The 14127-nt window shown below is 35.1% G+C and carries 17 protein-coding genes and 1 other annotated feature; all 17 genes read right to left on the bottom strand.

Annotated elements, in window-relative coordinates:
• Positions 1–112: 112 nt before the first annotated feature.
• Positions 113–721 carry a class I SAM-dependent methyltransferase gene (locus NSR03_RS10665; RefSeq protein WP_002511358.1) on the bottom strand — a complete coding sequence of 203 codons (609 nt, stop codon included), beginning with the start codon at positions 719–721 and terminating at the stop codon, positions 113–115.
• A gap of 259 nt (positions 722–980) precedes the next feature.
• Entirely contained in the window at positions 981–1349 is a 369-nt protein-coding gene (rplL, locus tag NSR03_RS10670; RefSeq protein ID WP_002508571.1) for a 50S ribosomal protein L7/L12, read from the bottom strand.
• 40 nt (positions 1350–1389) lie between these two features.
• The gene (gene rplJ, locus NSR03_RS10675) at positions 1390–1899 is read right to left on the bottom strand and encodes a 50S ribosomal protein L10 (protein ID WP_002508572.1); all 510 of its coding nucleotides are present in this window, start codon (positions 1897–1899) and stop codon (positions 1390–1392) included.
• Positions 1900–1961: 62 nt separating this feature from the next.
• Positions 1962–2109, bottom strand: a sequence feature (ribosomal protein L10 leader region).
• 85 nt (positions 2110–2194) lie between these two features.
• Complete coding sequence (gene rplA / locus NSR03_RS10680; protein ID WP_002508573.1) at positions 2195–2890, bottom strand: 50S ribosomal protein L1; 696 nt, start codon at positions 2888–2890, stop codon at positions 2195–2197.
• A gap of 231 nt (positions 2891–3121) precedes the next feature.
• Positions 3122–3544 carry a 50S ribosomal protein L11 gene (gene rplK, locus NSR03_RS10685; RefSeq protein WP_002508574.1) on the bottom strand — a complete coding sequence of 141 codons (423 nt, stop codon included), beginning with the start codon at positions 3542–3544 and terminating at the stop codon, positions 3122–3124.
• Positions 3545–3876: 332 nt separating this feature from the next.
• On the bottom strand, positions 3877–4425 hold the full coding sequence (nusG, locus tag NSR03_RS10690; protein ID WP_002508575.1) for a transcription termination/antitermination protein NusG: 549 nt from the start codon (positions 4423–4425) through the stop codon (positions 3877–3879).
• 14 nt (positions 4426–4439) lie between these two features.
• Positions 4440–4619, bottom strand: coding sequence for a preprotein translocase subunit SecE (secE, locus tag NSR03_RS10695; protein ID WP_002484168.1), 180 nt, complete (start codon positions 4617–4619; stop codon positions 4440–4442).
• A gap of 130 nt (positions 4620–4749) precedes the next feature.
• Entirely contained in the window at positions 4750–4893 is a 144-nt protein-coding gene (gene rpmG / locus NSR03_RS10700; protein ID WP_002508576.1) for a 50S ribosomal protein L33, read from the bottom strand.
• Between the two features lie 137 nt (positions 4894–5030).
• A complete protein-coding gene (locus tag NSR03_RS10705; RefSeq protein ID WP_069821074.1) occupies positions 5031–5600 on the bottom strand; it encodes a sigma-70 family RNA polymerase sigma factor in 570 nt (189 codons plus the stop codon).
• Positions 5601–5671: 71 nt separating this feature from the next.
• Positions 5672–6196, bottom strand: a complete 525-nt coding sequence (locus NSR03_RS10710) for an NYN domain-containing protein (protein WP_002508578.1) — start codon at positions 6194–6196, stop codon at positions 5672–5674.
• Entirely contained in the window at positions 6193–6942 is a 750-nt protein-coding gene (gene rlmB, locus NSR03_RS10715; protein ID WP_002508579.1) for a 23S rRNA (guanosine(2251)-2'-O)-methyltransferase RlmB, read from the bottom strand. Before rlmB ends, NSR03_RS10710 begins: the two co-directional genes overlap by 4 nt.
• Before the next feature lie 7 nt (positions 6943–6949).
• A complete protein-coding gene (locus tag NSR03_RS10720) occupies positions 6950–7336 on the bottom strand; it encodes a Mini-ribonuclease 3 (protein ID WP_002508580.1) in 387 nt (128 codons plus the stop codon).
• Between the two features lies 1 nt (position 7337).
• Positions 7338–8738, bottom strand: coding sequence for a cysteine--tRNA ligase (gene cysS / locus NSR03_RS10725; RefSeq protein ID WP_002508581.1), 1401 nt, complete (start codon positions 8736–8738; stop codon positions 7338–7340).
• A complete protein-coding gene (gene cysE / locus NSR03_RS10730; protein ID WP_031266086.1) occupies positions 8722–9363 on the bottom strand; it encodes a serine O-acetyltransferase in 642 nt (213 codons plus the stop codon). The genes cysS and cysE overlap by 17 nt, the downstream gene beginning before the upstream one ends.
• Positions 9364–9709: 346 nt before the next feature.
• Positions 9710–11167 carry a glutamate--tRNA ligase gene (gltX, locus tag NSR03_RS10735; protein WP_069821075.1) on the bottom strand — a complete coding sequence of 486 codons (1458 nt, stop codon included), beginning with the start codon at positions 11165–11167 and terminating at the stop codon, positions 9710–9712.
• A 448-nt stretch (positions 11168–11615) separates the two neighbouring features.
• Positions 11616–12674 (bottom strand): PIN/TRAM domain-containing protein, encoded by a 1059-nt coding sequence (locus tag NSR03_RS10740; protein WP_021339719.1) that lies wholly within the window; start codon positions 12672–12674, stop codon positions 11616–11618.
• A gap of 73 nt (positions 12675–12747) precedes the next feature.
• On the bottom strand, positions 12748–14124 hold the full coding sequence (radA, locus tag NSR03_RS10745) for a DNA repair protein RadA (RefSeq protein WP_002508585.1): 1377 nt from the start codon (positions 14122–14124) through the stop codon (positions 12748–12750).
• Positions 14125–14127 lie beyond the last annotated feature (3 nt).

Below are 14127 nucleotides of genomic sequence, written 5' to 3' on the forward strand. Positions count from 1 at the left end.
GACACCATTTTCCATTTTACCTCATATACATTGTTCATTTACACGTAAAAGTACACACTTATTGAACATAAATTTTTACATTCTATTACTATATCAGATTGATACTTTTAAATCAAGCTTTCGTGCTTCTTAAAATGTAGTAACCTTTGTCTTTTGCTAAGACTTCTACATTGTTAAAAGTGTCTTGCATTTTTTGCTTTGCTGATGGCATGCCTTGTTTTTTTTGAATTACGACATACAGCGCGCCATCTTGCTTTAATACCTTATATGCGTCTTCTAAAATGCTGTGAACGACTTTTTTTCCTGCTCTAATCGGTGGATTAGTCAGCATAAAATCATAAGCGCCGACTTCTACCTGCGATAAACCATCACTTTCTTTGATTTCCACGTTTTCTATACGGTTCTTTTTTCTGTTTTTTCTTGATAATGATAGTGCACGCTGATTAACATCAACCATCGTCACTTCATGATGCGGGGAAGTTTTTGCAATCATTAAACCGATAGGGCCATAACCACAACCAACATCCAAGATGCGTTTAGTAGGGCCAGGAGGATATGCTTTCAAAAAAGTTTTTACTAATAAATCTGATCCAAAGTCAATCTTTCCTTTTGAAAAGACGCCTGAATCTGTTACTAGCTCTAATTTACAGTTATCGTAGGAGTACGTAAAAAGCAACTCATCACTTTCTACTTCAGGATTTTCATCATAATAATGACTCATGACTACACCTCTTTTAATCTAATTCTTCTTAGATTAATACTATACCCATGTTATATGTCACATTGTGGTCGAACCACAGTAACGACCATAGATATAGATCAAATAAGATAAAACCCCGTTATACTAATAACGGGGTTTTCATTTCTCAAAGATTTCAGATAAAATACATTTCACTTAAAATCAGCGTACCGAAGTAGCGATGCATTAAGCTGCTTGTATCATCTTCACTATATAATTATTAACTGTTAGACAGCAAAAATTATTTGATTTCTACTGTAGCGCCAGCTTCTTCTAAAGTTGCTTTAAGTTCTTCAGCGTCTTCTTTAGCTAGTCCTTCTTTGATTACTTTAGGAGCATCGTCAACTAAACCTTTAGCGTCTTTTAATCCAAGACCAGTTGCTTCTTTAACAGCTTTAACAACTTTGATTTTAGATGATCCAGCTGATGTTAATTCAACGTTGAATTCAGTTTGTTCAGCTTCAGCGTCTCCGCCACCTGCTGCGCCTGCTGCTGCTACTGGAGCTGCTGCAGTTACACCAAATTCTTCTTCAATTGCTTTTACTAAGTCGTTTAATTCTAAAACTGACATTTCTTTGATTGCTTCAATGATTTGTTCTTGATTAGCCATTTTAATATTCCTCCATTAATTGTTATTAGTTTATGCGCAATTATTCAGCGCTTTCTTCTTTTCCTTCTTGTTCTTCTCCAATTGCTTTAACCGCATAAGCGAAGTTGCGTACTGGAGCTTGTAATACTGATAAAAGCATAGAAACAAGACCGTCGTGTGATGGTAATGTACCAACAGTGTTAACTTGCTCTGCTGAGATAACATTGCCTTCCATAACACCTGTTTTAACTTCTAATGCTTTATGTTCTTTAGCGAATCCCGCGATTACTTTCGCTGGAGCAACTACATCTTCAGTTGAAGTTGCGATTGCTGTAGGACCTACTAAGAATTCGTTTAACCCGTCAATACCAGCTTGTTCAGCTGCACGGCGAACCATAGTGTTTTTGTAAACTTTATACTCAACACCAGCTTCACGTAATTGCGAACGTAATTCAGTTACTTCAGCAACGCTTAGACCACGATAGTCAACGATAACTGTAGATACTGAGTTTTTAAGTTGTTCTGCAATGATATCAACTTGTTGTTGTTTTGCATCGATGATAGCAGACATTTAGACACCTCCATAGATTTAGTTTGGTGCTTTTTATCTTGAGTTATTGTCCTTATAAACATTACTCAATAAAAAAAGCACTTTCTACCCGTGGCAAAAAGTGCTTGAAAGATCTAAATTCTTCACGTTCAAGTCAATTTTAGCCTCGGCAGGATATAATTTTAAGTTATCACTAACTCCTACTGTCTTAGGTAAAATAATACATTAACCAATATAACTGGTTTCATGTGTTATGTCAATATTTATTTAAGGCTGAAAGCAAGACTTTCAGCCTTAAAATATTTTATGTTAAAAATTATAGTTTAAAGCCTGATGTGTCAACTTTAACTCCAGGACCCATTGTTGTTGTTACAGCAACAGATTTGAAGTAAGTACCTTTAGCTGATGCAGGTTTTAATTTAGTTAAAACGTCTTGTAAAGTTCTGAAGTTTTCAACTAATTTTTCAGTATCAAATGATGTTTTACCAATTGATGCATGAACGATACCTGATTTTTCAGCACGGTATTCAACTTTACCAGCTTTGATTTCTTCAACTGCTTTAGTAACATCCATAGTTACTGTTCCAGTTTTAGGGTTTGGCATTAAACCTTTAGGTCCTAATACGCGACCAAGTTTACCAACTTCGCCCATCATGTCTGGTGTAGCTACTACTACGTCGAAATCAAACCAACCTTGTTGGATTTTTTCTACGTATTCACCTTCACCAACGAAATCAGCACCTGCTGCTTCTGCTTCAGCTGCTTTTTCGCCTTTTGCGAATACTAATACACTTTGTGATTTACCAGTACCGTTTGGAAGCACTACTGCTCCACGGATTTGTTGATCATTTTTACGTGTATCAATACCTAAACGGAATGCTACTTCAACTGATGCGTCAAAGTTAGCAATGCTTGTTTCTTTAGCTAATGCAATCGCTTCTTCAACACTGTAGTGTTTTTCACGATCAATTTTGCTAGCTACTTCTTGATATCTTTTGCTTTTTTTAGCCATTTCATGTTCCTCCTTCAGTGGTTTTAGCGGAATTCCCTCCCACATTTACTTGTTTTCACAAGTTAAGAGCAGATAACAGAGAGGTTTAATTGTATTTTATCGTTGGAATGAACTTCCTTAATAAATGACATTTATTCCTCATATTACGACAATATTGAATGCTGTCATCATGTTTGTCTTTTCTGTCATCTGCTTCTATCGTCAATCTATGTTTTCATTACTAATTTTTAATTATTGAACTGTAATACCCATACTACGAGCAGTACCTTCGATAATACGCATAGCTGCTTCTTCGTCTGCAGCGTTTAAATCTTGCATTTTTTGGTTTGCAATTTCACGTACTTGATCTTTAGTTACTGTTGCTACTTTGTTTTTATTAGGTTCGCCTGAACCTTTTTCAACGCCAGCAGCTTTTTTAAGTAGTACTGGAGCCGGTGGTGTTTTTGTAATAAATGTAAATGAACGATCTTCATAAACACTAATTTCTACCGGTATGATTAAACCTACGTCTTCTTGTGTACGTGCGTTGAATTCCTTACAGAATCCCATAATATTCACACCTGCTTGACCTAATGCCGGACCAACTGGTGGTGCTGGATTTGCTTTACCTGCAGGAATTTGTAATTTAACTACTTTTTCTACTTTTTTAGCCACGATGTGCACCTCCTTGATATCGTGATGTGGTCACAGGACTCAATTTTGTCCTCCCACTCTTCTACATTTCGTGACGAAATGAACGCTCTATGAGCGCGACCACAGTATTATACCATTAACCCGTTTGATAACGCAATGGTAAAGTGTAACTTTTTTAAACAATATCTTATCACTTTAGTGATTAGATATTGTTATGCATGAGCTTTAGCTCAGGTAATCCTCAAAACTTTCATCACTTTAGTGATTAGAGGTTCTTAATGCATGTAAAGTGGCTCTTCTCGCTTTAGCGAGATTAGTGCCACTTATGCAAGTGCCTTAGCACTTGTAATCATTTACAGTTTTTCAACTTGATCAAATTCTACTTCTACTGGTGTTTCTCTACCAAACATGTCTACGAGAACAGTAAGTTTGAATTTATCAGCCTCAATTTCTTGAACTTCGCCAACTTGATTAGCGAATGGACCTGATTTAACTCTCACTTGTTCACCTAAATCTAATTGAACATCAATTGTTTTCTCTTTCATGCCCATTTGTTTAAGGATGAAACGTGCTTCATCTGGAAGCAATGGGTTAGGTTTAGATCCAGATCCAGCTGAACCAACAAATCCTGTTACGCCAGGTGTATTTCTCACAATATACCATGACTCATCTGTCATCACTAATTCAACTAATACATAACCAGGAAATGTTTTTTTAGTTAATGTTTTGGCTTTACCATCTTTAACTTGTGTTTCTTCCTCTTCCGGTATAACTACTCTGAATATTTTTTCTGTCATATTCATAGATTCAACACGTTTTTCTAAATTCTTTTTAACTTTATTCTCATAACCAGAATAAGTATGCACAGCATACCAACGCTTTGCGTCAACTTCTTCAGACATGTCGTCACTCCTATCTATTTAATTAACTCTATAATTCTACCAATTCCTAAGTCTAAGGCATAGAAGAACACTAAGAAAAATACTACTGTAGCTACAACAATGACTGTGTACTTAAATAATTCTTCTTTCGTTGGCCAACTTGTCTTTTCCATTTCTGACTTTACGCCTTGGAAGAAATTTTCTTTTTTAGCCATTAACAAGACCTCCGTATTATTTCGTTATTCCTTATTTGCTTATTCCATATAACAAATCAAGCAAATACAATACTCTCAACTTAGTTGGAAAGATATATTCACTCAACTGATTACTTAATATGTCATCTTATTATTTTGATTCCTTGTGCATCGTATGTGCATTACATCTCGGACAATGTTTTTTTAATGTCATTCTAGATGTAAGGTTACTTTGTTTCGGAACATTATAATTTCTACTGCCACAGACTTCACAATTCAGTGGTACTTTTTTCATTAGACTTCACCTTACTCATTATAATACCAATCTACTATACAGAACTTCTGAGTCAATTGTCAATTGTCAGCAATCCACTCAAACATGCTATTTTCGTGATACTGGCACTACATACAACTTGGTTTCAATACATATTTTCATTTTTCCAAACAACGTCTTATCTTTATTTTACAACGATGTATGGCATTGTAAACTACTTTGGTGTTTAAATTTAAAATTTGTGCAATTTCCTGTGGTTTATAGTCTATTAAAATATAACTTATAATACGTTGTTCTAAATCGGTTAGTCTTTTCAAGCACTGCTTTAATTGCGAAGATATTTCCCGTGCAATGATGTATCTTTCTATAGGTTGTTCAGATTTTGAATTATTATAAGTAACTATAAATTCATTCACAAGCACTTCTTGACGGCGTTGTGTATACATTTTTTTGCGTATATAATCATTTTTTACATTTTTTATGACGCAATTGACATAATGTTCTAAAGGCGTCACTTCTGTAAAATCAAAACGGCTTAATACACTATACAATTTCAAAAGTACTTCTTGGCATAAATCTTCTTTGTCACTCGGGTGAACTGAAAAATGATTTAATCTTTTATTAATCAATGGTGTCATTTCATCAATAATTTGTTCCACATCAATTTCATTTTGTAATCGATTCTTCGAATAAGTTGTACATTCTTTGTTGTGAATTCTATCAAACATGTCCGTAATCCTTTCCTTAAAGTAAGCATAGGATACAGAGTTTGCTATAAAAAAATCAAGATGCAAAATAGTTATTTGTGATTATCTCCGCGTCTTAATTTTTCAAATTCTTTAAGAATCTCATGAGAGAGCTCGATTCGTGTTCGTGGCTTTTGTTCGTTGAAGCCATCGAGCTCTTTAGATACAGATACTTCGTTCTCTCTTAAGTCTCTCCACATCTCTCTTGAAGATATACGATAAGCTCCCGCACCGAATATCGCATGTTGTTCACTCATATCACTTGTGACAACCGTAATATGTCTAGTATGTTTCTCGTATAAATCATAGACATAACGTTCTATATAACTGTCTGCCGTTTCTTTTTCTTTTGTGAATATCGTTTTAACCCCGTGGTACATATATTCTGTAGGTGGGCCGGATTGTTCATAAGCATCAAAAACGCAGACAACTTCATCAGCTATTACAGCATTGTAATTCGCTATAGCTGTAAGTAATTGATCACGTGCTTCCTCGAGATTGTCTTTTGCTATTCGACTTAAGTCCTGCGATTGCCCTATCATATTATAACCATCAATGATTAAGTAACGATCCTTCATCTCTTATCTCCAATCTGATGACGTTTGCGGTAAACCTCATACATCATCAGACTTGCTGCTACTGACGCATTTAAACTATTAACATGACCAACCATAGGAATATTGATATAGAAGTCACATTTATCTTTTACTAAACGGCTCATACCTTGTCCTTCGCTTCCAATCACAATCGCTAAAGGCATAGCTGCATCCATTTCTCTATAATCCGTTGAATTCTCCGCTTCAGTACCAACAACCCAATAACCATTGTCTTTTAAAGTATCAATCGTATTAGCTAAGTTCGTAACACGAATAACAGGTATGTGCTCTATTGCACCTGTAGAGGCTTTAGCTACCGTTTGTGTTAGTGCAACTGAACGTCTCTTCGGAATGATAACTGCATCCACACCTGAGGCATCAGCCGTTCTTAAAATCGATCCTAAATTATGCGGATCTTCTAAACCATCTAGTATAAGTACTGTAGATAATTTGTCTTGTGCTTTTTGCGTAACTAAAAATTCATCGAAATCTGCATATTCATATGGTGCAATATATGCTGCAATCCCTTGATGAGGTGACTCTGACAATCCGTCTATTTTAGATTTCGGCACTGTTTGTACAATGATTTTTTGGCTATTTGCTTTTTTTAAAATTTCATTTATTTGACCTTTTTTGATAGTATCTTGAATTAAAATCTTATTAATTGTATGTCCTGAGACAATCGCTTCTTTAACTGCATGGCGACCGACTATAACTATCTCTTCCACAGTACCACTACCTTTCATCTACATTTTTTACGATACATTCTAACAATGATGTTAAACGTTCATGTTCTTTTTCTAGATATAAAAAACCAATGACGGCTTCTAATCCTGAACTTTTACGATATGTTTGTATATCTGTATTCTTCGCTTTTGTATAACTTTTAGCATTTCTACCGCGACGCACAATATCTTGTTCACTTTCAGTAAACCAATTGTTTTCCATTAAAAACTCAAGTGTCTCTGCCTGACTCTTAGCAGACACATAGCGTTTTGCTTCTTGATGTAATCGGTTAGGTTTAGCTTTCAATTTCAACACGATATATTCTCTCACGTGTTGATCTAAAACAGCATCGCCCATATATGCCAACGTCAAAGGATTCAATAATTTGTTATCCATATTAGCCACGTTTAAATCTCACACCCTGCGCTGTATCTTCTAAAATAATATTTTGTGCTTTTAAGTCATCACGAATTTCGTCTGCACGCGCAAAGTCTTTATTTTGTCTCGCCTTGTTTCTTTCTTCTATTAACGCTTCGACTTGTTCATCTAAAAGCATGTCGCTCTCTTTACCTTTAAGTGGCACACCAAGTACGTCGCTGAAAATTTCATATACTTGTTTAAAGCGTTCAATTACTGTTGTAGAAGTTGTGTTTTCTAAGATGTATTTATTAGCTAGTTTTGCTAAATCATACCATGCAGTAATTGCGTTGGCTGTATTAAAATCATCATTCATTACTGTTTCAAATTGTTTTAAAATATCATCAATTGCTTCTACATATGCAGATTGATCTTCAATATTTGTCGCAATCGCTTCACGTTCTTCAATCGCTTGATAACTGTTACGTACACGCTCTAACCCACTCTTAGCTGCTTCAACAAGTTCAACATTATAATTAATTGGACTTCTATAATGTACACTAATCATAAAGAAACGTAATACATCAGGGTCAATTTGTTTTATAATATCGTGAACAAGCACGAAATTACCTAACGACTTACTCATTTTTTCATTGTCAATATTGATAAATCCATTATGCATCCAATAGTTAGCAAACGGTGCATGGTTATGTGCTTCTGATTGTGCAATTTCATTCTCATGGTGAGGGAATTGTAAATCTGTGCCACCCGCATGAATATCAATTGTTGCCCCTAGTTCATGATATGCCATTACAGAACATTCAATGTGCCAGCCTGGTCTACCTTTACCAAATGGACTATCCCAGCTTATTTCTTCTGGTTTTGCTTGTTTCCATAATGTGAAATCCAAAGCGTCTTCTTTTTGTTCACCTTGTTCTATACGAGCGCCTACCTTCAAATCATTCAATGATTGATGACTTAATTTACCGTAGTCTTCAAATTTACGTGTTCTGAAGTATACATCGCCACCACTTTCATAAGCATTGCCTTGATCTACTAGTTCTTTAATAAACTTAATAATATCATCCATATGGTTCATGACACGTGGATTAGATGTTGCTTTTTTAACGTTTAGTGCACCTACATCTTCGTAAAAGGCATCGATATAACGATCCGCTATCGTTTCTACAGATTCACCTAATTCTTTAGAACGCTTGATTAATTTATCGTCAACGTCAGTAAAGTTCGACACATATACCACTTCGTATCCTTGATATTCAAAATATCTTCTAACTACATCGTAATTAATTGCAGGTCTTGCATTACCAATATGAATATAATTATATACTGTTGGTCCACAAACATACATTTTAACCTTACCTGGTTCAATAGGCTCAAACGTCTCTTTTTGACGTGTTAACGTATTATATAATGTAATCATCTTGTATCTCTCCATTTCTTGTTTTCTCAAGTTGTTTTTCTAATTCTTTCAATTGTTCATAAACAGGATCTGGTAAGTTACGGTGATCGAACGTTTTACCAATGCGTCTACCATCTTGCTTAACGATATGACCCGGTATACCTACGACTGTTGAATAACTTGGTACAGAATTTAACACAACTGAGTTTGCTCCTATGTTCACATTCGAATCAATTTTAATATCACCTAGTACTTTGGCGCCCGCAGCTATTAATACATTGTCCCCTATATCAGGGTGACGTTTACCTCGTTCTTTACCAGTACCGCCTAATGTAACACCTTGATAAATCGTGACATTATTTCCTATATTACATGTTTCTCCAATAACAACACCCATACCGTGGTCAATAAATAAACGTTTGCCTATTTTAGCCCCAGGATGTATTTCAATACCTGTGAAAAAGCGTGCAACTTGCGAAATTAATCTTGCTAATATATATTTCTTCTTTTTATATAATTCATGCGCAATCAAATGACTCCACACTGCATGTATACCTGCATAAGAAGTGACAACTTCCAATGTAGTGCGCGCAGCTGGGTCTTGTTCAAACACCATGTTTACATCATCTTTTATTCTTTTCAATATCTTAAACAAGGTTGCTACCTCCTTATTAAAAAAAGCACCTCTAACTGACTTGTTAGAGGTGCTTTGCACGGTTCCACTCTTATTTTTAAATATAAGTTGATTACCTTAACCATAAGTATGGTTAAAAATATAAAACAACTTATCTTCACTCATTAAAGTTTATTTAGTTCATTAACACAAAGGTGCATTCAGCAATTTCAGTGGTGTGCTCACAGCAACCGCACACTCTCTTGACACATTTCATCGCTTACTAATCCTAAGGCCATTTCAATTTTAATAATAGGTGGTTCGATGTAATTTTTCAAGTATTTTCACCTTGAGACAATATCATCGCACGCAACCCTCTTTATTTAACGTAGTTTTTCAAACGTAGTAACACTTTTTCTTTACCTAATACTTCAATTGTATTTGGTAATTCTGGTCCATGCATTTGGCCTGTTACAGCAACACGAATTGGCATGAATAGTTGTTTACCTTTAATACCAGTTTCTTTTTGAACTTCTTTGATTGTTTTTTTAATTTCTGCCGCTTCAAATGGTTCAAGTGCTTCTAACTTTCCATATAAGTGGTTCATTAGTTCTGGTACTTGTTCACCTTCGATGATTTCTTGTTCATCGTCACCTAAAATTTGTTCGTCACGGAAGAATAGCTCAGATAAAGGAACGATTTCTCCAGCATAACTCATTTCTTTTTGATAAAGCGCAACAAGTTTACGACCCCATTCCAAATCTGCTTCGTTTGGATTTTCAGGTAGTAATTCTGCTTTGATAAGGTGTGGTAAAGCTAATTCGAATACTGTTTCAGTATCTTTTTGTTTCATATATTGGTTATTCACCCATGCTAATTTTTGCTTGTCGAAAAATGCAGGTGATTTAGATAAACGTTTTTCATCGAAGATTTTAATGAATTCTTCTTTAGAATAAACTTCTTCTTCGCCTTCTGGTGACCAGCCTAACAATGTAATAAAGTTAAATAATGCTTCCGGTAAATAACCTAAATCACGATATTGTTCGATGAATTGTAGGATTTGTCCGTCACGTTTACTTAATTTTTTACGTTCTTCATTAACGATAAGTGACATATGCGCAAATCTAGGCGCTTCCCAACCAAACGTTTCATAAATCATTAATTGTTTTGGTGTATTAGAAATATGATCATCGCCGCGAATAACATCTGAAATTTCCATGTAGTGATCATCAATAGCTACTGCAAAATTGTACGTAGGTACACCATCTTTTTTAACAATAACCCAGTCACCCATATTATCTGAATCAAATGAAATTTCACCTTTAACCATATCTTCAAAAGTGAACGTTGTGTCTTTAGGAACACGGAAACGAATGGCAGGTTGACGACCTTCTACTTCGAATTGTTGACGCTCTTCTTCAGTTAAGTGTGCATGTTTCCCACCATAACGTGGCATTTCTCCACGTTTGATTTGTTGTTCACGCTCAGCTTCAAGTTCTTTTTCAGTCATATAACATTTATACGCTTTGTCTTCATCTAATAATTGCTGAATAAGCGGATTATAGATCTCGCCACGTTCTGATTGGCGATAAGGGCCATAACCTTTATCTTTATCGACAGATTCGTCCCAATCGATGCCTAACCATTTTAAATTATCAAATTGTGAAGATTCGCCATCAGTTAGATTACGTTTACTGTCCGTATCTTCTATACGAATTACAAAATCTCCATCATAATGTTTAGCAAATAAATAGTTGAATAATGCAGTTCTTGCATTACCGATATGCAAATAACCTGTTGGACTTGGGGCATATCTAACTCTTACACGATCACTCATTATGTTCACTCCCGTTTTTAATATTAATTAGTAATGTTTTTATAGCGCTTTATGTTTCATCACTTGTTACACTCATACACACATCAAAAAAGCTGAACGTGTATCAACTTAACTTTATGTCGTTAACAATAATAATGACGCTCAACCATTAATAAGTTTGTTATTCTACGCTTATTAATAATACCATAGCTTATAATTTTTAAAAGTATCACTATCCAAAAAACTGTGTACTTTCACACACATGCTACACACTCGTCATTCCTTTTATAGTAATACAATTTCGCTATCTATTGTAGCACTTTAAAGCTTAATATGAAATCACTGTGCTTAAATCCAAAGTGATCAGCACACAATTTTTATAAAAATTATATTCAACTATCAAAAAAAGGTTTCATGTGAAACTGTAACAATTTTAGCTACATTTCATATAAAACCTTTAGTAATTTATTTAATTAATCTTTTTTGCAAAAATAATTCTTCCTGATGACGTTTGTAATAAACTGATTACTTCTAAATCAATATACTCACCGATATGTTTCTTGGCATTATCTACAACAACCATTGTTCCATCATCTAAGTATCCAACTGCTTGTCCTGATTCTTTACCCATTTTAGTAAGTAATAAGTTAAAACGGTCACCTTGATGTACTGAAGGTTTAATCGCTTCGGATAAATCATTAACATTTAACGCTTGAATACCTTGCACATGACACACTTTATTGAGGTTGAAATCAGTAGTGATAATATGTGCTCTGTAGTGCTGTGCTAACTTAATTAACATTGCATCGATGTCACTATGAGACTTCGTCGGATGAATAATACGCGTAGGATGATTAGTATCATATAGTGAATTCAAAATATCTAACCCTCGTTGACCCTTTTCACGCTTCACACTGTCATTTGCATCAGCAACAACTTGCAATTCATTGATGACACCTTGTGGTATGAGTATTTCACCATCAATAAAACCACACTCTATAATATCTAAAATGCGACCATCTATAATAGCACTTGTATCAATAATTTTTGGCACTGCATTACGTGCGTTAATAGACATCGAGCGCGCCATATTTTCCGGGAAGAACAATAACATTTCATCACGTTTGCGTAAGCCAAATTGAAAACCGAAATAACCTAAAATAATTGTAACAATGATTGGCACAAAATGATTCAACACATTATTACCTATAATTTGAAAAATAAATGATATCATAACAGAAATAACTAAACCGATCATCAGTCCAATTGTAGCAAACAAAATTTCTACAGCACTTTGACGCATTATAGTTTGTTCTAATTCTTTCAACGATAATGTCGCTTTTTTAATAAACCAACCAAAAATTAAAAAGAAAATAACAATACCAAGTAGTCCATTGAAATAGTTATTAGTTAATAACATATAATCACTTAATCCAGTATCCACAGCAATTTCTGGAATAAGATATACGCCTAAACTAGCGCCTAAAATAACATAACACAAAATAACAATGATTCTTATCATGTTCAAGTTCTAACACCCCTTTCTCTATAAAGTTATACAGATTAAATGTTTTCTCATCTGTAGATTTTGGGAATTTAATTTATTGTTTTGTCAAAGCGTATTTTAAGGCTTCGTGAACACTTTTCACGCCAATGACCTTAATATCACTAGGGAATTGCCAGCCGCCAATATTGGATTCTGGAATAATAATACGTTTAAATCCGAGTTTCTCTGCTTCCTGTACACGTTGCTCTATACGAGATACGCGTCTCACTTCTCCAGTCAGTCCAACTTCTCCTATAAAGCAATCTAAACCATCTACTGTTAGATCTTTAAAGCTTGAAGCAGTTGCCACAATGATACCTAAATCAACAGCAGGTTCTGTTAATCTTACACCACCTGCAACTTTAATATACGCATCTTGTTGTTGCAGTAAATAATTTTCTTTTTTCTCCAAGACTGCCATCAACAGACTCAAACGATTGTGATCAATACCCGTTGCCATCCGTCTAGGATTATTAAATGTCGTTGGCGTAACAAGAGCTTGAACTTCTATGAGTAAGGGTCTCGTGCCTTCCATTGTAGAGACGATAGTCGAGCCAGGCACATTTGTCGAACGTTCTTCTAAAAACATCTCGGATGGGTTTTTAACACCTTTCAATCCGCTTTGTTTCATTTCAAAAATACCCATTTCATTTGTAGAACCAAAACGGTTTTTCACCGCTCTCAAAATACGATATGCATGGTGTTCGTCACCTTCGAAATAAAGTACTGTATCTACCATGTGTTCTAATAAACGTGGACCAGCAATTTGACCTTCTTTTGTTACATGTCCCACAATAAATGTTGCAATATTCATTTGTTTAGCAATGTTCATTAAGCTTTGTGTACTTTCTCTTACTTGAGACACTGAGCCTGGTGCTGAACTAATTTCCGGATGGAATATCGTTTGGATTGAGTCAACTACAAGTAAATCCGGTTTTAATTGTTTTACTGTTTCGTGAATGACTTCTAAATCAGTTTCTGCAAATACATTAAGTTCGCTTGAATCTTCATCCAATCTTTCAGCTCTTAGCTTAGTTTGATTTAATGATTCCTCACCTGTTATGTATAAGACGTTATGCGATTGTGATAGTGCCGCACATATTTGTAATAGTAATGTTGATTTCCCTATACCAGGGTCTCCACCAATCAATACGAGCGAACCATTAACGATACCTCCGCCGAGCACACGATTAAATTCGTCTGACTTGGTTTTAACACGTGGTGTCGTTTCTTGTTTAATTTCATTTAACTTCTGTACTTTTGAAACGTTGTCGCGATCACGACTGCGCACGCCATGTTTTGGACTTGCCGCCTTTTGCTCAACAATTTCTTCCATTTGGTTCCAGCCACCACAATTTGGACATTTGCCCATCCATTTTGCGGACTGATAACCACATGCCATACATTCAAAAACAACTTTCTTCTTGGCCACTAT

The organism is Staphylococcus sp. FSL W8-1207, from assembly GCF_038003745.1.
Lineage (GTDB): Bacteria > Bacillota > Bacilli > Staphylococcales > Staphylococcaceae > Staphylococcus > Staphylococcus equorum.